Origin of the sequence: Pseudomonas sp. ITEM 17296 (assembly GCF_028895205.1) — a bacterium.
GTDB classification, from domain to species: Bacteria; Pseudomonadota; Gammaproteobacteria; order Pseudomonadales; family Pseudomonadaceae; genus Aquipseudomonas; species Aquipseudomonas kermanshahensis.
Window position 1 is genome coordinate 153,799 of sequence record NZ_WJRS01000012.1, and the last position, 22,417, is coordinate 176,215.

Here is a 22,417-nt window from a genome sequence, read left to right on the forward strand (position 1 = left end):
GGGGCCTCGCCGGAAGACCGGCGGGCAACTGTCAGACGAGCTTGATAGGCGTGACCTTGCGCTGAGCGTGTTTTTCCTGGGCCAGGCCCAGCTTGGCGGTAATGACTTTGGCCAGTGCGTTGTTGCCCAGGTCGTTGAGGTGCAGGCGGTCGACGAACAGGTCGGCGCCAAACACGGGCGAGCTGCTGAGCATGCTGTTCATGTCATAGCAGGCTACCGGGTCGGCCTGGTCTTTGATGCGGCGAAAGAAGGCCGTGTGCAAGTGGCTGTCGAAGACCCCGTCCAGCAGGCGCTCGAAGTTCGCGGGCTGCCGCGCCAACGCCGCCAGCATAGCTTGCTCGCCCGCTGGCAAAGTTTCTCGGCACCAGGGCAGCAGCGGCTGAAGAATGAAGGTGAGGGTGGCGTGGCTGTCTGCCAGCAGCCGCTCCCACTGGCGCAGGGTGCGGCCGATGCTGTCGGCCGCGCGGACCAGGCGTTTTTCTGGGGGCGACAGCGGCTGGGCGGCTGGAGGCGCGGGAGGGGGCGCGGCCAAGGCTTGGCCGATGCGCCGCCAAAGCGATTGTCGGCGGGGGGCTGCGGCAGGCGGCATGCCATCGCTGAAACTGTTCAAGGCTTCCTGAAAACCTGTGACGTGATGCGCCTCGCGGGGGCTGGCGAGGATTTCGTAGAGGGCCTCATGGGCCAAGGTATTGAGGCCGCTGAGCACCACCACGTGGCCGAGCTGGCCGAGGCGGTGCTGGTGAGTCAGGAACATCAGCAGTTCTTGGCCAGCATTGAGCCCGCAGCCTGCCAGGCTCAGCCAGACCTCGCCGGTCAGCATCGACAGGTGCGAAGCCACCGTGTGCTCATCGCTGCTGGCACCGACGCCCAAGGCGGTGGAGCCCCCGACCAACAGGTTGATGCGCGGCGCCGTGCCGCGCTCGGCCGCCGAGAAGCGCTTGCCGGCACAGTGGCTGTAGCGCAGGCCGAGCGCATCGGTGTTGATGGTGCCCGAGCGGTAGCCGCTCTCGTGGATGTGCAAGGCGTGTGGCGCACGGCGGCTGCCCAGTTGCAGAAAGCGCTGGTAGTCCTGTTGCAGCGGCGAAGGAAGGCCCAAAACATCTGTGCTCGTGTCGGTCGATCTCATGGGCACTCCTTGCGAGGCATCCGGCTCAGGCCGCCAGTTCCTTGAGGTTGTACAGCAGGCCGCCGGCCGCGATCAGCAGCAGGGCGACGCCCGAGGCCAGGCTGATGACGCGATTGCTGCGCTGCGAAGCGATCTTGCCGATGGCGAAGATGTACAGGCTGAGCACGGCAAAATCGATGGCCACCCACAACAGCGACAGCACCACCATGCTTTTGCCGAACGACTCGGTGATCTGGATGAACTGAGGGAAGAAGGCGATGAAGAAGATGATGTCCTTGGGGTTGGAGATACCCACCATGAACCCTTGCAGCAGGCCGCCACGCCCAGGCCCAGGCGCTTCGTTCGCCGACTCTGGGGTGGGCGCCTGCAGGGCTTCCTTGAGGGTGCCCACGGCGATGTAGCCGATGAACAGGCAGCCCAGCAGGCTCATGCCGCTGAGCCAGGCCTTGTCGATGGCCGCGCTGGTCAGGATGATCCAGGCCGCCGCGCCAATCAGTACCAGGGACGCCCAGTTGGTCCCCACGGCAGTGAACATGGCTTTGCGCGACCCGGAGGCGGCAGCGGTGTTGACGATCAGTGCCACCACTGGGCCAGGGGTGGCGATCAGCAGCAGGACAGTCAGGGCATAGGTGGCGGTGAGTGCGGTATTCACGGTCAATTCTCGATCAGTGTGTCGGCTGTTACATGGGCGTGGAACGGGCAGCGCGACGGGTTGAGCGAACCCGCCTCCTGTAGCTGGTACTGCTTCCACTCGTAGTTATCGGCATCGCCGAACGCGCCAAGGGTGTCGGGCATGATGCCGTTGTTGTAATGCTGTACCCGCTCGCGGATGCGGGCACGGATACGCTTGCCACTTTCGGTGCTGGCGTTGGCCACTTCGTCGAAGTTTTCCCGCGGGTTGATGACGAAAGTGATGTGTGGCCCCAGGTTGCGGCTTTTCATCTGTTGGTGGCCGGGGAAGTTCATGTTGATGAACAGCGGCATACCGGCGTAGCAGAACGACCAGCCCGTGTCGTGGGGGTCAGTCGGCATCGCCTGTGGCCAGGGGTGCGGGTCGCGCGCGTGCACGCCCTGCAGGACCTTCCAGGCCAGCGCCTGTTGCTCGGCAAGGGTGTATTCGCTGGCGGTTTCGAGAAACACCACCAATGGGCTGCCGATCCGCTGCTTGAGCGGGATCGGTGTGATGGTGCGCACGTAGTCAGCCAGGCCCTGGGCGATGTCGTCGGCCAGTTGTTCGGCGCGGGCGAAGAGGATGTGGCAGGTCTCGCTGGCGACTGCCTTGCGGCCAAACAGGCAGGGGAATTCGGGGTTGGCGAGAATGCTGCGAAAATGTTGTATGGTTTTGTATGTCCAATGTTGCGTGTTCCGCACATGTTCAGCGGCCAGCTCTAGCGCATCCAGGCGATAGCAGTTTCCATAACCCGTAAACATGATTTCCCCAGGCATCTAATTAAGTAACGTTCCAGTCATATGCAGGCAGAATCGTTGGTAATCTTTATTATTTACCCGCATTTTCTGAGACAGACTTAACGTTGTAAAACGCGTGGAACTATGACCTACTATTAGTCTCACTCATGCTTCGGACGTCGCCATGTCGGAACGGATTCAGGCCTTGCACGCCCTGCGTGCTTTCGAGGTGGCCTCTCGTTATGGCTCCTTTACCCGTGCGGCGGAGGAGCTGGCGCTGACCCAAGGGGCGGTCAGCCACCACATCAAGACCCTCGAGGCCATGTTCGGCTGCGACCTGTTCGAGCGTCGTGGGCCGAAACTGAGCCTGACCGAGCACGGGCGCCTGCTGTCACAAGAGCTCAAGGTCGGCTTCAAGATCATCGAAAACGCCTGCGCGTTGCTGCGACAGGACCGATATGGCGTGCGACTGAAGGCGCCATCCACGCTCACCATGCGCTGGTTGCTCAGGGCCCTGGACGGCTTCAAGAAGCTCGATGACAGCAGCAGCGTGCAACTGTCGAGCGTGTGGATGGACATCGACAGCGTGGACTTCTATTCGGAGCCCTACGACTGCGCCATCCTGTTGGCCAACGGCCGTTTCCCCGCCGATGTCGAGAGCTTCAAGCTGTTCGATGAGTGGCTGATCCCGGTGTGCCATCCCGATTACATGGCGCAAGCCCAGCCCGACCTTGCCGACCTACGCCAATGCGAGTTCCTGCACCCGTCGCCGGACCGTCGCGATTGGCGACGCTGGCTGGCGCGGATGGACGCACTGGATATCAGCATCGACCAGGGGCAGGTTTTCGATACCCTCGACCAGGGGATTTCGGCGGCCCAGCAAGGCCTGGGCATCTCGGTAGTGGACTTGGTGCTGGCCAGCTCCGACCTGTCGGCAGGGCGGCTAGTGACGCCGTTCAAGCACGCGGTGGCCACCGGTGACGGGTATTACATGACTTGGCTGAAATCCAGCCCCAAGGCCCGGCAGATGCACAAACTGCGTGATTTTCTGATCAGCCAGGTGCCGCCGTTGGCCTACAAGGACATCAACTATTTGTACGGTTGAGGGCTGCCGGGGAACACCCGCTCAAGCATGAAATCGATGAACACCCGCAGCTTGGGCGGCACCTGGCGCCCCGACGGCCACAACAGGTAGAAACTGCCACGCCGCTCCATGAAACTGTCGAGTACCGTCACCAGCGTGCCGGCGGCCAGTTCGCGGCGCACGCTGAAGTCTGGCAGGCAGGTGATGCCGCGGTGGTTGAGGGCGAAGCAGATGCGTGTCTCGACGTGGTTGCACACCATCGAAATGGGGATGTCATAGCCTTGGTCGGGGTGCTCCTGACGCAGCGGCCAGGTCTCCAGCTTGCCGTTGCTGGGGAAGCGGTAGTGCAGGCAGGTGTGTGCACTGAGGTCGCGGGGGTGGGTGGGTGTGCCGCGTTCGCGCAGGTACTCGGGCGATGCCACCAGGCGATGCTGGAAGTGGCCGAGGAACTTGGCATTGAGGCGCGAATCCACAGGTTGACCGCCGCGCATCACCACATCGAACCCTTCACCGACGATATCCACCATGCGGTCGGTAAACTCCAGGTCCAGTTCAACCTCAGGGTACAACGCCATGAAGTCGGCCAGCGCCGGCATGACCAGCCCTGTGACCTGGGGCAGGCTCACGCGTAGCCGGCCGCGCGGGGTTTCACTGGCCTGTGACAGGGCCTGCTCGGTGGCCTCGATCTCAGCCAGGATACGGCGGCTGCGTTCAAGAAACAGCGTGCCTTCGGCGGTCAACGTGATGCTGCGCGTGCTGCGGTGGAACAGGCGCACACCCAGGCGGCTTTCCAGCCGTGCCACGCGCTTGCCCACAGCCGAAGCGCTGATGCCCAACGACTGGCCTGCAGCCACGAAACTGCGGGTTTCGGCCACCCGGTTGAAGACTACGAAGCCGCTGAGGCTGTCCATTGCGCACTCCTGATTGCGGACATTAATGTCCGGGGTGAACGGCATTGTACCCATCTTTTTCCGCAATACCCCCGGCATGCACACTGCCGGCCTCGATCACCACTTCAAGGCACCCCGCAATGTCCCAGACTTCTTCCGCACCGCTACTGGGTGAAAGCGCCGAGCGCTTACCCTTGAGCGGCCTGCTGGCCCTGGCGATGACCGGCTTCATTGCCATCCTCAGCGAAACCCTGCCTGCCGGCCTGCTGGACCAGATCGCCGGCGGCATGGCGATCAGCCAGGCCATGGCCGGGCAGTGGGTCACGGCGTATGCATTGGGCTCGCTGCTGACGGCCATCCCGCTGGTGACCCTGACCCAAGGCTGGTATCGCCGCCGTGCACTGCTGCTGGCGATTGGTGGCTTCGTGCTGTTCAACGGGTTGACGGCCTTGTCGTCGTCCAATGCCCTTACCCTGGTGCTGCGCTTTTTCACCGGTGCCGCAGCCGGCCTGGCTTGGGGATTGATTGCCGGCCATGCCCGGCGCATGGTGCCGGTGGCCTTGCAGGGGCGGGCGATGGCGGTGGCCATGCTCGGCCAGCCGATAGCCTTGTCCCTCGGCTTGCCCATCGGTACCTGGCTAGGGGCACTGTTGGGGTGGCGGGCCACCTTTGTCGTGGTCACTGTGGTGGCGCTGCTGCTGGTCGTCTGGGTGTTGCGCGCCGTGCCGGACTACCCGGGGCAGGCCGCCGGCAAGCGACCGGCGGCGCTGCAGGTGTTGCGCACACCTGGCGTGGCGTTGGTGCTGTTGGTGATCATGACCTGGATCCTCGGCCACAACATTCTGTATACCTACATCGTGCCGTTGCTGGCGGCGGCGGGGATGGCCGCCGAAATCGGCCAGGTGTTGATGGTGTTCGGCTTGTCGGCGCTGGCGGGCATCGGCCTGGTCGGGCTGTTGGTCGATCGCCACCTGCGCACGCTGGTGCTGCTCAGTCTGGCCGGTTTTGCCGTGGCCACGCTGGTGCTGGGGCAGGCGTCCTCGTGGGCCCTGTACCTGAGCATCGCGCTGTGGGGTGTGACCTACGGCGGCGCGCCAACACTGTTGCAGACCGCCTGCGCAGATGCGGCGGGCGAGGGCGGTGACGTGGCGCAGTCGATGCTGGTGACGGTGTGGAACAGCGCCATCGCCTTGGGCGGGATTATCGGTGGGTTGCTGCTGACCGGGGCAGGTGTCGCCTGGTTTGGCCCCGTGGCGCTGGTGTTGATTGGCCTGGCGTGGCTGCTGGCCTGGGCAGGGCGCCGTGGTGGGTTCAAGGCCGGCTCCCGATAGTTTCCAGGCCTACGCGGTCGTTGAGCAGCCTTGTGCTGCGAAGAGGCCAGTACTGACCATGCAACTCTGCCAGGTTTACCGGCCTCTTCGCAGCACAAGGCTGCTCCTACAGAGGCCGGGTCGGATCTGAGGACAACGCAAGACATGGCAGCCCTGGATTGCCCTGCACAGGGTAGAATCGTCACTTACAGCACAACAGACGATCAGAGGTCCACGCGGTGGAATTGCAGCAGGGCTTTGTCCTGACCCGGCATTGGCATGACACACCCGAAGGCACGTGCGTGGAGTTCTGGCTGGCGACGGACCAAGGCCCGCGCCAGCTGCGCCTGGCGCCGCAAGTCTCGGTGGCGTTCATCGCGCAGGCGCAGGCCGAACATGCGCGCGTGCTGCTGGCCAACGAGCCGGGTGTCGAGCTTAAGCCCTTGCAACTGCGCGACTTCGATCAGCGCCCGGTGCTGGGCTTGTACTGCCGTCAGCATCGCCAGTTGATGCAACTGGAGCAACGCCTGCGCAACGCCGGCGTCGAGGTGTACGAAGCTGATATCCGCCCCCCCGAGCGCTACCTGATGGAGCGCTTCATCACGGCCTCGGTGCAGTTCACCGGCCTGCCAGACGCCCACGGCGTGCTCTGTGACGCCCAACTCAAGCCACTGCCAGACTACCGACCACCGCTGCGCCTGGTGTCGCTGGATATCGAAACCAGCGAGCGCGGCGCGCTGTACAGCATCGCCCTCGAAGGCTGCGGCCAGCGCCAGGTGTACATGCTCGGCCCGGCCAACGGCGACAGCAGCGCGGTGGACTTTGACCTGCAGTACTGCGACGACCCTGCCGCGCTGCTCGATTGCCTCAACCAATGGATGGCCCGGCACGACCCGGATGCGATCATCGGCTGGAACCTGGTGCAGTTCGACCTGCGCCTGTTGCACGAACATGCCAAGCACCTGCAGGTGCCTTTGGCCCTGGGCCGCAACGGCGCGCCCATGGCCTTGCGCGCTCACGCCAGCGGCGGCCACGTGTTCGCCGATGCTCCTGGGCGCTTGCTGATCGACGGCATCGAAGCCTTGCGTTCGGCAACCTGGAGCTTCCCGTCGTTCAGCCTGGAGAGCGTTGCCCAGACGCTGCTGGGGGAGGGCAAGGCGATCAGCACGCCATACCAGCGCATGGATGAAATCAACCGCATGTTCGCCGAGGACAAACCGTCGCTGGCGCGCTACAACCTCAAGGACTGCGAACTGGTCACGCGCATCTTCGCCCACACCCGGCTGCTCGAGTTCCTGCTCGAACGCGCCTCGGTCACCGGCTTGGCCGTGGACCGAAGCGGCGGTTCGGTGGCCGCGTTCTGCCATTTGTACATGCCGCAGATGCACCGTTTGGGCTTTGTCGCGCCCAACCTCGGCAGCCGCCCGGACGAAGCCAGCCCCGGCGGTTTTGTCATGGATTCGCGCCCTGGCCTCTACGATTCGGTGCTGGTGCTGGACTACAAGAGCCTGTACCCCTCGATCATCCGTACCTTTCTGATCGACCCAGTGGGCCTCGTCGAAGGCTTGCGTCAGCCCGACCCGCAGCACGCGGTCGAAGGTTTTCGCGGGGGGCGCTTTTCGCGCAGCCAGCACTGCCTGCCGGCCATTGTCGAGCGGGTATGGCAGGGCAGGGAGGCGGCCAAGCGCGCGGGCAACGCGCCGCTGTCGCAGGCCCTCAAAATCATCATGAATGCCTTCTACGGTGTGCTGGGTTCCAGTGGCTGCCGCTTCTTCGACCCGCGCCTGGCATCGTCGATCACCATGCGCGGGCACCAGATCATGCGCCAGACCCGCGAACTGATCGAAGCCCGCGGTTTCGATGTGATCTATGGCGATACCGACTCCACCTTCGTCTGGCTCAAAGGCGCCCATGACGAGGACGCTGCAGCGCGCATCGGCCGCGAGCTGGTGGCCGAGGTCAACCTCTGGTGGCGCCGGCACTTGAGTGATTCGATGGGCCTGGAAAGTGCCCTGGAGTTGCAGTTCGAAACCCATTACCGACGCTTTCTGATGCCGACCATCCGCGGTACCGAAGAAGGCAGCAAGAAGCGCTACGCGGGGCTGGTGCAGCGCGCCGACGGCAGCGAGGAGATGGTCTACAAAGGCCTGGAGTCGGTACGCACCGACTGGTCGCCGCTGGCCCGGGAATTTCAGCAGGCGCTTTACGGGCGGATCTTCCGTGGCCAACCGTACCGCGACTACGTGCGCCAGTACGTGCAGCAGACCTTGGCCGGCGAACTCGATGAGTTGATGGTGTACCGCAAGCGCTTGCGTCGTCCGCTGGCCGATTACCAGCGCAACGTGCCGCCGCATGTGCGCGCCGCGCGCCTGGCCGATGAGTACAACAGCCGCCTTGGCCGACCCCGGCAGTACCAGAACGGCGGCTGGATCAGCTACCTGATCACCACGGCCGGCCCTGAACCCTTGGAAAGCCTGCAGGCGCCCATCGATTACGAGCATTACCTGAGCCGCCAACTGCAACCGGTGGCCGACGCCATCCTGCCCTTTGTCGGGGATGATTTCGCGGCGTTGACCGGCCGCCAGCTACAGCTGTTCTGAGCACAGGCATTACCTATCTAGCGCCTCGACAAACCGCGGCTGCCTAGGCTGGCCTCTTTACCCACAAGAGGCTTTACGCATGGGCACTACACACTCGCCAGAGGATCAGGCTGGGGGCAATGCCGCCGTCCGCGTCGACACGCTGCAGCGCGACAGCGATGCGTTTCAGGATGGTTTCATCAGCAAGCGCCTGCCCCGTTGGTTGCGACAGGCGCCCATTGACCAACTGCCTGCGATCAGCCACGCCTTGGCCAAGAGCCTTGAAAGCCGTCAGCAACTGGGCGCGTTGCTGACGCGCATCGAAGGCATCGATGGCTTCGTCGCCTCCCGGCTGGAGAAGGCGCTCAGCGAGCGTTACGGGGTTACCTACAACCTGCACCGGTTGAAGTTTCTCGAAGGGCGCCGTGAACCGGTGATCAACGCCCAGCCGGTGGGGGCTCACCTCACAGAAGTGGTGTACGACGAAAAACCACTGCTTGAGGTGGCACTGCGCAACTTTACCGCCGAGCAGGCCAGCGCGGGTGGCCAGCCGGCGGGCAACCGGTTGCTGGTACCGCGCTCGGGCGCGCGCAAACCGCCCACCGCCATCGCCTTTGCTGCGCTGTGCCGCGAGCTCGACCTGGGGCAGGGCTACCAGCAGCATCTGGACAGCATTCTGAAACCGGCCAATAACGAAAAACGCATCGAGACGTTGCTGGTCGATGCCGTGCGCTACGCCATGCTGGTGGATGGCTACAAGGCCCGGCAAGACAATCTGCTGGATGCCAGCGAGCTGAAATTGCTGGTGGGCATGTGCCTCGAGGGCAAGCTGCTGCGCCTGGCAGGTGACCTGGTGGTGGCCAAGCAGCTGAAGCTGCTCGGGTATGCGCTTGAGCAGGTGGTGGTACTGGAAGTGATCGATCAAGGCCCTTTGTTCAACACCACGCGGCGTTTGCTGATGTATGTGCCGGGTGATCCGGTGGCACCCTGGAGTGCATTTGGCAGCCTCAGTGACCTCAACCGTGAACTGGGCCACCGCTTGCGCGTCAAGACGTATCAGCGATTCTTCAGCCGCTTCGTGCTCAGGCGCGACAGCCAGGCGTTCTTCGCCACGGTAACGCCCGTTTTTGATGACCTGCCGGCCTGGGCAAGTTATGACCTCGCCCCCCGTTTGCAGGCCTACCCGTCACCGCTGTTCAACAGCCTCGCACAGTCGCGTATCCGCCAGATCAAAGAGGATGCGGCAATGATCGCGGTGCCGGTGGCGCGGCTCGACCGCGGGGTCCAGCGTGCCCATGACGAGCGCCTGGCTGCCGAAGGCTGGCTGCTGCTGAACCTGGCGTCGTTTTTTGTCCCGGGCCTGGGCCTGGTCATGCTCGCGGTGACTGTCTGGGAGTTGCTGGGCGAGGTTTACCATGGCATCGAGGCCTTGCAGGCGGGTGATGCCCAGGAGGCACTCGACCATTTGACCCACGTCGCCACTGACCTTGCGGTGATTGCGGCGACGGTGGCGGGCGTTACGGTGGCGCGGCGGTTGTGGGCGCGTTCTGCCGTGGTCGATGCGATGCTGCCTGCACAGCTGGAGGACGGTAGCAGCAAGCTTTGGCAGCAGGACCTGGCACCTTACCGCAGCGTCGCGCCGGGGCCTGCGGCTACGCAGGATGCCTTGGGGATTCGGCGCCACGCCGGGCAGGCCTGGATCGAAATGGACGGCCACCACTACCCTGTGGTCGACCCCGGCAGCGAGGGCCAATGGCAGCTTCGCCCGCGCAGCGGCAATGGGCCTGCGCTGCGTCACAACGGTGCCGGCGCCTGGCGGGTCTGGAGCGAGCAACCTGCGCAATGGGATGACACCCACCGCATGTTCCGCCGCCTTGGCACGCCGTTGGACAGCATGACGGACGAGCAGATCGACCAGGTGCTGGGCTTTCATGACCTGGGTGCGGATGAGCTGCGGGCCCTGCATGTGTATGGGCGTGCGCCCGAGGCCGGCATGCTCGACAGCGCCGAGCGTTGCAGGATCGACCAACGGATCCGCCAGGTGATCAGCTGCTTGCGGGCGGGCGAGCCGGTCGAGGATGCCACCGTGTTGCAGCATGCCCAGCGCTTGCCGGGTGCAGCCGGTGCGTCGGACCCGCAGTTGGCCGAGCTCGCCTGGGCCCAGCGGCGCCTTTTATTGGGGCATGTGTATGACGCTGTGCAGGTCAGCGACAGCCCGGGCAGTGCCTTGCTGCGCAACGTGTTTTCGGGCTTGCACCCGCGGGCCGCGCAAGCGCTGCTGACGGCGGCCAATGGGGATGACCGACGGCGGTTGCTGCAGACTGGCCGCGTGCCATTGAACCTGGCCGAAGCGGCCAGGCGCGCTGTGGCGAACATTCGCAAGGTCAGGGTACTTGAAGCGTTGAGCCTGGATACCCCACAGAATGCCGACCTGGCGCGTATCGTACTGGGGCTGCTCAAGCATTTGCCTGGCACTGGCCAAGGCGTGCGTTGGCGTCTGTTCGAAGGCCATTTGGGTGGGCCGCTGCTGGCCTCGACCGAGGACGGCGCGCAGGCATTCGGCCTGCTGCACCACGCGGGCACGTTCCAATTGCTCGATGCTCAAGCGGTGCCGCAAGGCGATGCAGGCGAGTTGTTCGAGGTGATGGCAGCAGCCTATTCACCGCCCCAGCGCGAGTCGATGCAGGTAGGGGAACCCTTTGCCCATAACCTCAGGGTTGTGCTGGCGCGTGAAGCCCTGCATCGTCGTGCCGAGCTAGAAGGGTTACTGATTATGCAGCCGCGGGGAATGTTCCGCCCGCCCCAGCGCTTGGCCGATGGCCGTCTGGGCTACCCCTTGGGTGGCAGGAATTCTGGCGGCCCAGGGCGACCAGAGAGGGCGCTGGCGGCGTCGCTGCGTGACCTGTTCCCCTCGTTCACTGATGAGCAGGTGGCCACATGGAGCGAGAATGTGCGGCGTTCGGGGCGTCAGTTGGAAGCGGTATTGGCTGAGTTGCGCACAGAGTACAGGGTACTTCGCAATTGCTTGGAAGCGTGGGTCGGAGAGGCCGAAGGCGATATGAGAGAGGATCGGGCCTGCATGCGCACCACGCTGCTCGATTGCTGGCGGCGCACCACCGACGGAGGGCAAACGCACTTCGACACCGACCACAACTACCGCATGGTCTTGTACAACATGCGGCCTGGGGAGCTGCCAGAAATGCCGGCACAGGTCAGCTTTGATCATGTTTCCGATGTCTCACTGCTGCGCATGGAGCTGCAGGAAATTCCAGCGAGCTTCCTGCTCGCCTTCCCACGTGCACGGTTACTGGACCTGGGGGGGAATTTGCTGACCCGCTTGCCGCAGCCGTTGCTGCAGATGCAGCACTTGCGTCAGTTGACCCTGACCAATAACCAGATCGTGTTGAACACCAGCCAGGCCGCTACGTTGGCAAGTGCCACAAGCCTCGAGTACCTCGACCTGTCCCATAACCCACTGGGTCGCGCCTTCACCTTGAATGGGCTGACCGTTCTTCGCTGGCTGAACTTGCGCAATACGGGGCTGACGCAGTTTCCGCACGGCGTGGAGAGCCGCTCAAGCCTGGTGTACATGGACATGCGCGAGAACCGCCTGACGCGGATTCCAGAGTGGTTCTATCAACTGGCACCCGGCTTTCGGCGGCGCATCAGGTTGGCCGGTAACCCGTTTGAGAACGCCGAGCTGATTCGCCTGCAGGCGGCGCTGATGGGGCCGGCCATGCCGACGGACGAGGTGTTGCTTTACGAACAACTCGAGCGTGCCCGTGCCGTTTGGGGGGATGCTGTCGGGCCGCGTTATCGGGGCCTGCTGATGGCGGCTTGGGAGTCGGTAGACATAGGGGAGCCTGCCGATCGCTTCTTTCGCGTCCTGCAGCAGTTGCTGCAGTCCGCAGATTTTCATATCAATGCCGAAGCCCTCGCCCAGCGGGTACTGGCCGTGCTGCAGGCGATGGCCCGGGAGCCGGCCCTGCGCGAAGCCTTGATGGACATCGCCAATGACGAGTGGGGTTGCCAGGACGGCGCGACCTGGTGCCTCAGCAACCTTGAACTGAACGTGCTGGTGTGGCGTGCCCGGACGGATGATCCAGGCAATACCGAGCACGCCTTGCTTGCGTTGGGGCGGCGTTTGTGGCGCCTGGATGAGGTCGATCGGCTGGCTGTGCTGGACATCCTGAATCGCGGCGGCAACCCAGATGAAAGCGAAGTGGGGCTTGCCTATCGCCTCGGGTTGCGCGATCGCCTGAACTTGCCCATTGCAGTAGCCGACATGAGTTTTCGCCCCCTGGCAGGGGTCACTGAGGCGCACCTTGCACGGGCGCAAGCGCAAGTGCTCGAGGCAGAGACGCAGGAGGAAATCGCGCGTTCACTGGTGGACCGAACGTTCTGGCAGGGGCACCTGGAACGTGCCCACCCTGAACGCTTTGCGCAAGTGGACAGGCCGTTCCGGCGCCGCCTCGATCGCGTGCTCGACGATGAGGCGTTGACCGACGAGGCCAGGCAGGCTGAGTCGGATGCGATTCTTGCCGCGCAACGCGCTGCCCGGCGCGGGTTGATGCTCGACATGACACTGGCGGCATTGGAGGCCGGGCCTCCGGGCGCTAGCATCGACGTGTAACAACACCGCGTGTGCGGCGTAGCGCAGCCTTGCCAGCAGTGGCTTTGGGCTATGCTCAGTCAGGAGGCGGCCTTTTCGGCAAAGTCCGTCATCCTGATCTGACACATGGCTGGAAATTGTCAGTTACTTTTCCTTCGCCACGCAGCTTTTGAAGTGGTTTAGGCTCCAGGTCGGATTTTTCTCCGTGATCTGTAGTCATTGGTTTATCGAGACATTAAGGAGATGTGTATGCTCGTCCGGTCACTGACCCTCGCTACCTTGCTCGCCGTCACCGGCCCACTGTTCGCCGCCGACAGCGACGCTCCATTGGCCAAGGAGCTGGGCAAGGCACGGCCTCTGGTGATCATTGCTCCCAGTTCTGCCGACCCGACATTACGTGGGTTGAACAAAGCCTTGGAAGACCCGGAAATTCAGAAAGCCTTCAAGGAGCGCAGCCTGGTGCTGTACAGCGTTGCCAAGATGGTCGGCAAGCGCGAGGACAAGAACCTCGAGCAGCAGACCACCATGGCCCTGATCCGCGAACTCAAGCTTGGCGCGAGCGCGGGCACCAAGGTGATTCTGGTGGGCAAGGACGGCGAACGGCACATGCTCAAGGATGACGCCACGGGCGAGCCAATCGACCCGCAGGCCATCCTCAAGGCGGTCGATGAGCTTCCGGCGAGCGAGAAGGCCGTGACTGCGCCAGAGCCTGTCGCGGCGGCACCTGAAACCAAGGGCAAGGACAGCAAACCGGTCAAACCCGTCAAACCTGCCAAGCCCGCAGCGCCGCCCAAGCCGCTGGAAGACTGACAGCCTTCACCCGCCACTGGCCGCAGGGGCGGGTGCTCTGTATCACACTGTATCCTGCAGGCCTACAGACCGATTCATGTACAAAATGCCGATTTCGGCGATACAACCCCGACACACCCACCCGGCCTAATGGCTCCACTTTCCAACCACAGTGGAGCTACACCATGACTCATGCACGCAATACCCTCGGCCTGCTCGGCGCCGCCCTGATCGGCAGCATGGCCTTTGGCAGCAGCGCGTTCGCTGTCGAGCCGCTGTCCCAGGGGTATCAACTGGCGTCGGCCAAGGTGCCTGGCGAAGGCAAATGCGGTGAAGGCAAGTGCGGTGGCAGCGGCAAGGCCACCCAGGGTGAGGGCAAGTGCGGTGGCGACAAGAAGGCCAGCCATGGCGAAGGCAAGTGCGGTGAAGGTAAATGTGGCGGCGCTGGCAAGGCAGCAGAAGCCTCGTCCAGCGAAGTGACCGGTAAGTCCTGAGTTAAACCCTTGGAATGACACAACGCCCCTCCTGCTGGTCAGGCGGGGCGTTTTGCGTGTTGTGGAGACTGATCGATGACGACCACACCCTTGCTTGTCGGCCTTGGCCTGCGCCGTGGCCTGATGGCTGAATTGCTTACGCTGGAAGACGGTGCCGTGGATTTTCTAGAGTGTGCGCCAGAAAACTGGATTGGGGTCGGAGGCGCCTATGGCAAAGGCCTGGCGCAATTGACCGAACGGTTTGCGCTGGCCTGCCATGGGCTGTCCTTGTCCTTGGGCGGCAGCCTGCCGCTGGACCGGGGTTTGCTGGACCAGACCCGGCGCTTTCTCGATCGCCATCAGGTACGCCTGTACAGCGAACACCTGAGCTATTGCAGCGATGACGGTCACCTCTACGACCTGATGCCGATCCCCTTCACGCAAGAAGCTGTGCATCACGTCGCCGCCAGGATTCGTCAGGCCCAGGACCACTTGCAGCGGCGTATCGCCGTGGAAAACATCAGCTATTACGCCGCCCCGTACCAGGCGATGAGCGAGCTGGACTTCATTCGCGCCGTGCTCGACGAGGCCGACTGCGACCTGCTTCTGGACGTCAACAATGTGTTCGTCAACGCCTGCAACCATGGCTACGATGCGCAGGCCTTCCTTCAGGGGCTGCCGCCGGCACGCGTCGTCGCCATGCATGTGGCGGGTCATTACGACGAGGCCCCGGACCTCAAGGTGGATACCCATGGCGCACCCGTGAAGGAGGATGTCTGGTCGTTGTTCGCGATGGCCTGCAAGCATTTTGGCGCACAGCCGACAACGCTCGAGCGAGACTTCAACTACCCGCCCTTGGCCGAGCTGCTCGAAGAGACTGACCGCATTCGCACGGTGCAGCGGGAGGTGTCGCATGATCGAATTGTTGCGTGAACAGCAGTTCTCGCTGGCGCGGCATCTGCGAGATCCTCAGCGGCATGCCCCACCGCCTGGCATCGAGGCACGCCGGCTGAAGGTTTACCGTGAACTGTTCTATGGCGCCATGGAAGGCCTGCTGGCCGGCAGCTTTCCGGTGCTGCGGCAAACCTTGGGCGAGCCGCGCTGGCATGCCCGCGTGCGGGATTTTTATGCCAACTACCGCAGCCAGACACCCTTGTTCACCGAGATCGCCGAAGCGTTCATCGACTACCTCCAGGGCGTCGAACTGGATGCCCCGTGGCAGTTGGAACTCGCCCACTACGAGTGGATCGAGGCCCAGCTGTACCTCAGCGATGCCGAAGACCTGGCTCATGACCCACAGGGTGACCTGCTGCAGGGGGAGCCGCTGCTGTCGTGCACGGCCAGGGTATTGGCCTACCGTTGGCCAGTTGACCGTATCGGCCCGGATTATCAACCGCAGGAGGCACCTGAACCCACCTTGCTGCTGGTCTACCGCGACGCCGGGCTGCAGGTACGCTTCGCTCGCCTGGCACCCATGGCTTACCGCTTGCTCACAGAGGTGAGGGGTACTGGGCTGGCGCGTCTGCATGCATTGGGTGGGGATCAGGAGCAAGGCTTGGCACTGCTGGAGAGCCTGCGCGCGCAAGGCATTGTCATCGGTACAGCCTGAGACAAAAAACGGGCTCGGCGCCTACTGGCCCCGAGCCCGTTGCTATTTACGCGTCATGCCCTGGCTGCAAGCCGCGCGTTGAGCCAGTGGTCAAGGCTCAGGCGTCCGGCCCCCTTGAGCAGCAGTGGCAGCAGTGCCACCAGGTAGATCAGCGGCAACTTGAAGTTGCCGAAACCCTGGTCGGTGATGGCATAACCCTGAGCCAGCTCCGCCAGGCTCGACCACTGTGACGGCCAATGCACCGCAGCAATGGCCACCACAGTGATGACCATGAGCCCGGCCGAGGCCAGCCGTGTGCCCAGGCCAAGCAACAGCAGTAAAGGCAGCACCAGCTCGGCCCACATCGACAGTTGCCAGTTCAGCGCTGCTGGCAGTGCGCTGAACGGGAAGGGGAAGCTGGACTGCAGGTCGCCGAACCAGTTGGTGCCGTTGTATTTTTCCAGACCAGACTCGAAAAACTCCCAGGCCAGAAACAGCCGCAGCGGCACGTCGGCGCTCCAGCTTCCGATCCGGTCAATATGGTTGAAGGGGTGGGTAAATGCCGTCATGTTTGGACGTGTCATCGGTTTAACTCCTGGCGTGCCAATGTGTGGCCGGGAGTGTGGAGCGGTGGCGTATCCACAGTGTGTCGGCGGAGGCGACAGTGTGTATCGGACTGTAGCGATCGGTTGCGTAAGGCGGCATCGCTATCACGTGTAAGACCTGGAGGGGGACATGCCGGTGGCACTCACTTCAACTCGATCTGTGCACACAACCCGCCACCTTGGCGATTGCTCAGGGTCAAGCGCCCACCCATGGCCTGGGTCAGTTGCTGCGCGATCGCCAGCCCCAAGCCGGTGCCTCCGGTACTGCGGTTACGCGAGCTTTCTACCCGGTAAAAAGGCTTGAGCACTTCATTGAGCTCATCTTCCGGAATCCCCGGGCCGTCATCGAGTATCCGAATCCGGGTGCATCCTGGTCCACGGCTGACCTCCAGCTGTGCTTTACCCGCGAACTTCAAGGCGTTGTCCACCAGGTTGACCAACACCCTGCGCAGCGCATGCGGGCGGGTTTCCAGCAGGCCGTCGGCGTTGCCGTGGCGTTCGACCTGGGCGCCGCTGTCCTGGTAGTCGAATACCAGGCTGTCGAGGAAGGCATCCAGGTTGATTCGGCATGGGGCTTCGGTGTTGATGTCCATGCTGCGGGCATAGGCCACACCTTCGCGTACCAGGTGCTCCATGGCATCCAGGTCGTGCCACAGCTTGTCTTTCTCGACCCCCTCGTCCATCACTTCGACCCGCAGCTTCATGCGGGTGATGGGGGTTTGCAGGTCGTGGGAAATCGCCGCCAGCAACTGCATGCGCTCCTTGAGGTAGGCCGCGATGCGTGCCTGCAAGGCATTGAAGGCAACGGCGGCGTACTTCACCTCGCGCGGGCCGCTTTCGTCCAATTGCACACCGGGTTTGTCCGGGTCGAGGTTGTCCACGGCCTGCGACAGGCGGGTGAGCGGGCCGATGGCCAGGCACACTGCCAGCCAGGTGCACAGCAACAGCACGGCCAGCTGGATCAGCAAAACCACCGGCAGCCAGCGGGCGATCGGTACGGGGGTCGGGGTAACGTCGATGGTCAGGGGCGCGCCATCTGCCAGGTTCAAGTGCACCTGAAAATGCGCATTGGGGCCGGGGATCTCCTGGAAGGTCAGGCGAAAGTCGTCGCCAATGGCTTTGACGATCGACTCGGCGGCCATGGGCGGGTCGCTGGTCGGCATCGCCTGGCCATCCTGGCCCTGGTCAAGGTGGTAGCGGTAGGTACGCCGCTCCAGGCGCGGCAGCCAGGCGGTACGTTCGGCGGCGGGCAGGCGGTCGAGGATGGCGACCGAAGTGGCAACGTCCTGTTCCAGGTTGCTGAGCATCATCGAGCGGCTGCTGATGTAACGCTCGTAGGCTTGCAGGCCGAACGACAACCCATAGGCCAGTACCAGGCCGGTGAAGAAAATCAATGCCAGGCGCGAGGCCAGGGTGCGGGGCCATTTCATGAGGGCGACCCGAGCAATTGCACCGGCAGCGAGAACACGTAGCCTTCGCTGCGCACGGTCTTGATGCAGCTGGGTTCGCGGGCGTCATCACCCAGGCGCTGGCGCAGGCGGCTGACCAGCAGGTCGATGGAGCGGTCGAAGATGTCCGCCTCACGGCCCTGGGTGAGGTTGAGCAATTGTTCGCGGCTGAGCACCCGCTGCGGGTGGTCGAGAAATACCCGCAGCAGCCGGTACTCGGCGCCGCTCAGGGCCACCAGGGTGTCTTCACTGTCGAGCAGGTGCCGTGCGGTGGTGTCCAGGCGCCATTGGCCGAAGGCCAGCAGGCGGCTGCTTTCGCTGATGGTCAGGTTGGGCGGCAGCATGCGCGTGCGGCGTAGCACGGCGTTGATGCGGGCCAGCAGTTCGCGGGCGGAGAACGGCTTGGTCAGGTAGTCGTCGGCACCCATCTCCAGGCCGATGATGCGGTCGGTCTCGTCGTTGCGCGCAGTCAGCATCAGCACGGGCGTGTTGCGGTGTTTGCCGGCACGCAGTTCGCGGCACAGCAACAGGCCATCGTCGCCAGGCATCATGATGTCGAGGACGATCAGGTCGACGCTGTTGGCTTCGAGAAAGGCGCGCATTTGCCGGCCATCGGCAACGATGCTGGTCCGCAGGCCGTTCTTCTTCAGGTAGTTGCCGACCAGTTCGCGGATCTCGCGGTCGTCGTCGACGATCAGGATGTGATCGACGTGTTCCATGCGCAGCGTTCCTGTATGGGGTGGGGTTGGCGCAGTGTACCGAGCGTAATCGCGCTTGCCTGCGGGGTTTTGTATTGCAGTGTATCTGGCGTTTGCAGAGATACAGGAGGAAGCAGATCACAGGCTCGGGTGACACATACGGGATACCTGGCGGCCGTGTAATGGCTCTCGACCGGGGAGTAATCCTCCCCACCAAAGCGTTACACAGGAGAGTTGCCATGAACCTCAAAGCCTTCGCCAGCGTCAGCCTGTTTGCCGTGTTCAGTTTCGGCGCCATTGCCGCTCAGGCCGCCACCACCGCGGTGAACGATGCCAGTGTGATGCAGTACCGCTACGGTGATCATCTGGATGTGAAGAAAGTCCTGTCGGTGCAGGATGATCAGGGCAACACCTGCGGCCTGGTCAACACCCGCATGGACTACCTCGATTCCAAAGGTCAGCATCGGAGTGTGGAATACCGCTCGTACGCCACCGGCGGTTGCCATGAGAATTGATCGGCGCCTGATGTTGAAGGTGGGCGGCATTGCGCTGGCCCTGACAGGCCTGGGCCTGGCGGGCTATCTGCAGGCCCGCGACAGTTACGGCGCCATGCCGTCGCTGGCGGGTGCCAGCCAGTGGTTGAATTCGCCGCCACTGGATGCGCCGGCGCTCAAAGGCAAGGTGGTGCTGGTGGACTTCTGGACCTGGGACTGCATCAACTGCCAGCGCAGCCTGCCGCATGTGAATGACTGGGCACGGCGTTACGCCGACCAGGGGCTGGTGGTGGTGGGCGTGCACACGCCTGAGTATGACTACGAGCATGATGTCGCGACCTTGCGCGACAAGGTAGCTGCGCTGGGGATCGGGTACCCGGTGGCGGTGGACAACGATCACCGAGTGTGGAATGCCTGGGGCAACCAGTTCTGGCCGGCGCATTATTTTGTCGACCGCACAGGGCAAGTGCGCCACGTGCATTTTGGCGAAGGGGATTATGCGGGGCAGGAACAGGTGTTGAAGGCCTTGCTGGATGAAAAGGGTTGATGCGCCTGTGCCGGCCCTTTCGCGGGGCAAGCCCGCGAAAGGGCCGGTGCCGACTCAGCTAAAACTGGCAAAATGCGCCTGCATCCGCGCCGCATCGGCCTCGCGCCCACTGAACAGCTCGAACGCCTTGACCGCCTGGAACACGGCCATGTTGCTGCCATCCAGCGTGCGGCAACCCAATGCCCGCGCGGCGCGCAACAGTTCGGTTTCCAGCGGGAAGTAGATGATCTCCGCCACCCACAACCGTTCATGTAGCAGCTCCACCGGCAGCGGTGTCCCCGGCAGCTTGGCCATGCCCACGGGCGTGGTGTTGACCAGCCCGTCCGCCTCGGCCAATGCTGCGCGCAGGTCAGTGCCGAGCACCGCACGGCCGGCACCGAAATGCCCGTTGAGGTTGTCGACCAGCGCTTGTGCCCGCGGCGTGTCGACTTCGAACAGCACCAGCCGTTCGACCCCTTCGCCCAGCAGCGCATGGGCCACGGCCGAGCCGGCGCCACCAGCGCCCATTTGCACCACTTGCCGGCGTGCCACATCTGGCAGGCCGCGGCGCAGGCCTTCGGCGAAGCCCAGGCAGTCGGTATTGTGGCCGACCCGCTTGCCGTCCTTGAGCACCACGGTGTTCACCGCGCCGATCCCTCGGGCTTCATCCGACAGCTCGTCGAGCAGCGGCAGAATCGCCTGTTTGAACGGGTAGGTGATGTTGAGCCCGGTGAACCCGGTGTGCTGTGCGGCATCGAGCAGGCCGGGCAGGGCGCTGTCGTCTAGCTGCAATTGATCGGCATCGATCAGGCGATACAGGTAACGCAGGGATTGCGCGTCACCTTCATGCTCATGCAGCGCAGGGGTGCGCGACAGCTGGATGCCGCGGCCGATGAGGCCGGCGAGGATGGCCTGTTGGCTCATGCGGTCTGCTCCTGGAACATTTCCGCGAAGTGGCTCAGGGCCAGGCGGTAGCCATGGCTGCCCAGGCCGCAGATCACGCCGACGGCAATCGATGAGACGAACGACAGGTGGCGGAAAGGCTCGCGTTTGTGCACGTTGGACAGGTGCACCTCGATGACGGGCAGTTCACTGGCCACCAGGGCGTCGCGGATGGCCACGGAGGTGTGGGTCCAGGCGCCCGGGTTGATCAGGATGCCAGCACAGCGGCCACGGGCGGCATGGATCCAGTCGATCAGTTCGCCTTCGTGGTTGGTCTGGCGGAATTCAATTTCCAGGCCTTTGGCAAGGGCGCTGTCGGCGCAGCCTTGGGCGAGGTCAGCAAGGGTTTCATGGCCGTACTGAGTGGGCTCGCGGGTGCCCAGCATGTTCAGGTTAGGGCCGTTCAGCACAAGAATAAGGGGCTTCATGAAAGGCATCACTTTGTTGTTTTTGGATGCGCTTATCTTTGTACCACCTGGTTAGTTTCGTCAATTGCGTGAACGGGCTTAGACGGGAAAGTGGGCGATAACCGGACGTTTTGCGCCAATACCGATCCCTGCTGATTACAGCATTGTAATGTTCACGCCACCGCCCCGATAAGCACGCCGCCCTACAGTCCTCGCCAATGCTCGCCGACGAGGACCTGTTTCGTGCCCTGCACCCCTGCCATCCCCCGCAAGATCGCCTTGCTTTGCCTGTTACTGGCGGCCACTGGCAGTGCCCAGGCCAGTGGCAGCCTGAGCCTGCCCGAAGCGCTTAGCGCTGCCTTTGCGCAAAACCCGGAACTCGCTGCCGCGGGCCGTGAAATCGGCATTGCCGAAGGCGAGCGGCGCCAAGCGGGGTTGATACCTAACCCGCAGCTGTCCTGGGAAGTCGAGGACACCCGCCGCGAGACGCGCACCACCACGGTCACCCTAAGCCAGCCACTGGAGCTGGGCGGCAAGCGGGGAGCGCGCATCGCCGTGGCCGGTGCCGGCCAGACCATCGCCCAGCTTGACCTGGAACGCCAGCGCAATGGCTTGCGCGCCGATGTGGTGCAGGCCTTCCACGCGGCCCTGCGTGCGCAAACGGCGCTGGAGCTGGCGCAACAGTCCCAGGCACTGACGGAGCGCGGGCTGCGGGTGGTACAGGGGCGCGTCACGGCCGGCCAGTCTTCGCCGGTAGAGGCCACGCGAGCCCAGGTGCAACTGGCCCAGGCGCAGGCGCAAGTACGCCGCGCCGCCTCCCAGCGCAGTGTGGCTTATCAGGCTTTGGCGCGGTTGACGGGCAGCCCGGTGGCACGCTTCGACCGCCTGCTGGCCACTGATCTGTCGCCGGGTGCCGCGCCTGCGGCCGAGGCCTTGCTGGCCAGGGTCGAACAGACCGCCGAGTGGCGCTTGGCGGCGGCGCAGGTCGAGCGCGGCGAAGCGTCGTTGGGGTCTGAAAAGGCTCAGCGCATACCCGACCTCACCGTCAGCCTCGGCAGTCAATACAGCCGCGAGGACCGCGAGCGAGTCAACGTGGTCGGGCTGTCGATGCCGCTGCCGTTGTTCGACCGTAACCAAGGCAACGTGCTGGTGGCTGCGCGACGTGCCGACCAGGCCCGTGACTTGCGCAATGCCGTTGAGTTGCGCTTGCGCAGCGAGACCCGCAGCGCCCTCAGCCAATGGGCCACGGCCATGCAGGAAGTGCAGGCCTACGACCGCACCATCCTGCCCTCGGCGCAGCAAGCGGTAGACACCGCCACCCGCGGCTTCGAGATGGGCAAGTTCGCCTTCCTCGATGTGCTCGATGCCCAGCGCACGCTGATCGAGGCGCGGGGCTTGTATCTGCAAGCCCTGGCCTCGGCGACTGATGCGCGGGCCCA

Annotated in this window: 19 protein-coding genes and 1 pseudogene; 11 read left to right on the forward strand and 9 right to left on the reverse strand. The window is 63.8% G+C overall.

The genetic code is table 11. The features are described 5' to 3' along the window. Positions 1 to 31 precede the first annotated feature (31 nt). From GIB19_RS15545 to GIB19_RS15555, 3 genes are read right to left on the reverse strand one after another with little or no spacing between them, the layout of a single operon-like run. Positions 32 to 1,126: a hypothetical protein gene (locus GIB19_RS15545; RefSeq protein ID WP_238210735.1), complete on the reverse strand. Its 1,095-nt coding sequence runs from the start codon at positions 1,124 to 1,126 to the stop codon at positions 32 to 34. Positions 1,127 to 1,151: 25 nt separating this feature from the next. Then, entirely contained in the window at positions 1,152 to 1,778 is a 627-nt protein-coding gene (locus GIB19_RS15550; RefSeq protein WP_099429887.1) for a LysE family translocator, read from the reverse strand. A gap of 2 nt (positions 1,779 to 1,780) precedes the next feature. Further along, the gene (locus GIB19_RS15555) at positions 1,781 to 2,557 is read right to left on the reverse strand and encodes a YqcI/YcgG family protein (protein ID WP_027593867.1); all 777 of its coding nucleotides are present in this window, start codon (positions 2,555 to 2,557) and stop codon (positions 1,781 to 1,783) included. A 160-nt stretch (positions 2,558 to 2,717) separates the two neighbouring features. Here GIB19_RS15555 and GIB19_RS15560 point away from each other — a divergent pair, with 160 nt between their 5' ends. Further along, positions 2,718 to 3,638 (forward strand): LysR substrate-binding domain-containing protein, encoded by a 921-nt coding sequence (locus GIB19_RS15560; RefSeq protein WP_027593866.1) that lies wholly within the window; start codon positions 2,718 to 2,720, stop codon positions 3,636 to 3,638. Here GIB19_RS15560 and GIB19_RS15565 read toward each other — a convergent pair. After that, entirely contained in the window at positions 3,623 to 4,528 is a 906-nt protein-coding gene (locus GIB19_RS15565) for a LysR family transcriptional regulator (RefSeq protein WP_099429886.1), read from the reverse strand. The two genes, GIB19_RS15560 and GIB19_RS15565, sit on opposite strands and share 16 nt — an antisense overlap. Before the next feature lie 119 nt (positions 4,529 to 4,647). On the opposite strand from GIB19_RS15565, the gene GIB19_RS15570 reads away from it, so the two are divergent. From GIB19_RS15570 to GIB19_RS15600, 7 genes and pseudogenes are all read left to right on the forward strand, one after another. After that, the gene (locus GIB19_RS15570; protein WP_274887116.1) at positions 4,648 to 5,838 is read left to right on the forward strand and encodes an MFS transporter; all 1,191 of its coding nucleotides are present in this window, start codon (positions 4,648 to 4,650) and stop codon (positions 5,836 to 5,838) included. 218 nt (positions 5,839 to 6,056) lie between these two features. Continuing rightward, the gene (locus GIB19_RS15575) at positions 6,057 to 8,417 is read left to right on the forward strand and encodes a DNA polymerase II (protein WP_274887118.1); all 2,361 of its coding nucleotides are present in this window, start codon (positions 6,057 to 6,059) and stop codon (positions 8,415 to 8,417) included. 79 nt (positions 8,418 to 8,496) lie between these two features. Beyond that, positions 8,497 to 13,029, forward strand: a complete 4,533-nt coding sequence (locus tag GIB19_RS15580) for an NEL-type E3 ubiquitin ligase domain-containing protein (RefSeq protein ID WP_274887119.1) — start codon at positions 8,497 to 8,499, stop codon at positions 13,027 to 13,029. 228 nt (positions 13,030 to 13,257) lie between these two features. Beyond that, entirely contained in the window at positions 13,258 to 13,818 is a 561-nt protein-coding gene (locus tag GIB19_RS15585) for a DUF4174 domain-containing protein (RefSeq protein ID WP_274887120.1), read from the forward strand. A 164-nt stretch (positions 13,819 to 13,982) separates the two neighbouring features. Beyond that, positions 13,983 to 14,273: pseudogene (locus GIB19_RS15590) on the forward strand (HvfA family oxazolone/thioamide-modified RiPP metallophore); the annotation flags it as partial. 93 nt (positions 14,274 to 14,366) lie between these two features. Further along, positions 14,367 to 15,203: an HvfB family MNIO-type RiPP peptide maturase gene (locus tag GIB19_RS15595; protein WP_274887121.1), complete on the forward strand. Its 837-nt coding sequence runs from the start codon at positions 14,367 to 14,369 to the stop codon at positions 15,201 to 15,203. Further along, positions 15,184 to 15,879, forward strand: coding sequence for an HvfC family RiPP maturation protein (locus GIB19_RS15600; RefSeq protein ID WP_274887122.1), 696 nt, complete (start codon positions 15,184 to 15,186; stop codon positions 15,877 to 15,879). Before GIB19_RS15595 ends, GIB19_RS15600 begins: the two co-directional genes overlap by 20 nt. A 53-nt stretch (positions 15,880 to 15,932) precedes the next feature. Here the strand turns inward: GIB19_RS15600 and GIB19_RS15605 are convergent, their stop codons facing one another. The 3 genes from GIB19_RS15605 to GIB19_RS15615 form a co-directional block, all read right to left on the reverse strand. After that, a complete protein-coding gene (locus tag GIB19_RS15605; protein WP_225876655.1) occupies positions 15,933 to 16,442 on the reverse strand; it encodes an HvfX family Cu-binding RiPP maturation protein in 510 nt (169 codons plus the stop codon). A 164-nt stretch (positions 16,443 to 16,606) separates the two neighbouring features. Then, entirely contained in the window at positions 16,607 to 17,893 is a 1,287-nt protein-coding gene (locus GIB19_RS15610; RefSeq protein ID WP_274887124.1) for a sensor histidine kinase, read from the reverse strand. Next, complete coding sequence (locus tag GIB19_RS15615; RefSeq protein WP_099429879.1) at positions 17,890 to 18,630, reverse strand: response regulator; 741 nt, start codon at positions 18,628 to 18,630, stop codon at positions 17,890 to 17,892. The genes GIB19_RS15610 and GIB19_RS15615 overlap by 4 nt, the downstream gene beginning before the upstream one ends. A gap of 218 nt (positions 18,631 to 18,848) precedes the next feature. Between GIB19_RS15615 and GIB19_RS15620 the strand changes: the two genes are divergently transcribed. Both GIB19_RS15620 and GIB19_RS15625 read left to right on the forward strand, forming a co-directional pair. Beyond that, on the forward strand, positions 18,849 to 19,124 hold the full coding sequence (locus GIB19_RS15620; RefSeq protein WP_274887125.1) for a DUF2790 domain-containing protein: 276 nt from the start codon (positions 18,849 to 18,851) through the stop codon (positions 19,122 to 19,124). Positions 19,125 to 19,134: 10 nt separating this feature from the next. Then, on the forward strand, positions 19,135 to 19,650 hold the full coding sequence (locus GIB19_RS15625; RefSeq protein ID WP_238210804.1) for a thioredoxin family protein: 516 nt from the start codon (positions 19,135 to 19,137) through the stop codon (positions 19,648 to 19,650). A gap of 54 nt (positions 19,651 to 19,704) precedes the next feature. Here the strand turns inward: GIB19_RS15625 and GIB19_RS15630 are convergent, their stop codons facing one another. Both GIB19_RS15630 and aroQ read right to left on the reverse strand, forming a co-directional pair. Further along, the gene (locus GIB19_RS15630; RefSeq protein WP_099429876.1) at positions 19,705 to 20,553 is read right to left on the reverse strand and encodes a shikimate dehydrogenase; all 849 of its coding nucleotides are present in this window, start codon (positions 20,551 to 20,553) and stop codon (positions 19,705 to 19,707) included. Further along, complete coding sequence (gene aroQ, locus GIB19_RS15635; protein ID WP_027593852.1) at positions 20,550 to 20,999, reverse strand: type II 3-dehydroquinate dehydratase; 450 nt, start codon at positions 20,997 to 20,999, stop codon at positions 20,550 to 20,552. The genes GIB19_RS15630 and aroQ overlap by 4 nt, the downstream gene beginning before the upstream one ends. A gap of 222 nt (positions 21,000 to 21,221) precedes the next feature. On the opposite strand from aroQ, the gene GIB19_RS15640 reads away from it, so the two are divergent. After that, on the forward strand, positions 21,222 to 22,417 hold a 1,196-nt coding region (locus tag GIB19_RS15640; RefSeq protein ID WP_274887127.1), incomplete at its 3' end, for a TolC family protein.

What these genes read in the sequence shown, in the direction of transcription:
- GIB19_RS15610 (WP_274887124.1), bottom strand. Translation starts at nt 17,893, where the DNA reads ATGAAATGGCCCCGCACCCTGGCCTCGCGCCTGGCATTGATTTTCTTC.
- GIB19_RS15585 (WP_274887120.1), top strand. Translation starts at nt 13,258, where the DNA reads ATGCTCGTCCGGTCACTGACCCTCGCTACCTTGCTCGCCGTCACCGGC.
- GIB19_RS15595 (WP_274887121.1), top strand. Translation starts at nt 14,367, where the DNA reads ATGACGACCACACCCTTGCTTGTCGGCCTTGGCCTGCGCCGTGGCCTG.
- aroQ (WP_027593852.1), bottom strand. Translation starts at nt 20,999, where the DNA reads ATGAAGCCCCTTATTCTTGTGCTGAACGGCCCTAACCTGAACATGCTG.
- GIB19_RS15615 (WP_099429879.1), bottom strand. Translation starts at nt 18,630, where the DNA reads ATGGAACACGTCGATCACATCCTGATCGTCGACGACGACCGCGAGATC.
- GIB19_RS15545 (WP_238210735.1), bottom strand. Translation starts at nt 1,126, where the DNA reads ATGAGATCGACCGACACGAGCACAGATGTTTTGGGCCTTCCTTCGCCG.
- GIB19_RS15600 (WP_274887122.1), top strand. Translation starts at nt 15,184, where the DNA reads ATGATCGAATTGTTGCGTGAACAGCAGTTCTCGCTGGCGCGGCATCTG.
- GIB19_RS15570 (WP_274887116.1), top strand. Translation starts at nt 4,648, where the DNA reads ATGTCCCAGACTTCTTCCGCACCGCTACTGGGTGAAAGCGCCGAGCGC.
- GIB19_RS15620 (WP_274887125.1), top strand. Translation starts at nt 18,849, where the DNA reads ATGAACCTCAAAGCCTTCGCCAGCGTCAGCCTGTTTGCCGTGTTCAGT.
- GIB19_RS15605 (WP_225876655.1), bottom strand. Translation starts at nt 16,442, where the DNA reads ATGACACGTCCAAACATGACGGCATTTACCCACCCCTTCAACCATATT.
- GIB19_RS15630 (WP_099429876.1), bottom strand. Translation starts at nt 20,553, where the DNA reads ATGAGCCAACAGGCCATCCTCGCCGGCCTCATCGGCCGCGGCATCCAG.
- GIB19_RS15565 (WP_099429886.1), bottom strand. Translation starts at nt 4,528, where the DNA reads ATGGACAGCCTCAGCGGCTTCGTAGTCTTCAACCGGGTGGCCGAAACC.
- GIB19_RS15560 (WP_027593866.1), top strand. Translation starts at nt 2,718, where the DNA reads ATGTCGGAACGGATTCAGGCCTTGCACGCCCTGCGTGCTTTCGAGGTG.
- GIB19_RS15555 (WP_027593867.1), bottom strand. Translation starts at nt 2,557, where the DNA reads ATGTTTACGGGTTATGGAAACTGCTATCGCCTGGATGCGCTAGAGCTG.
- GIB19_RS15625 (WP_238210804.1), top strand. Translation starts at nt 19,135, where the DNA reads ATGTTGAAGGTGGGCGGCATTGCGCTGGCCCTGACAGGCCTGGGCCTG.
- GIB19_RS15580 (WP_274887119.1), top strand. Translation starts at nt 8,497, where the DNA reads ATGGGCACTACACACTCGCCAGAGGATCAGGCTGGGGGCAATGCCGCC.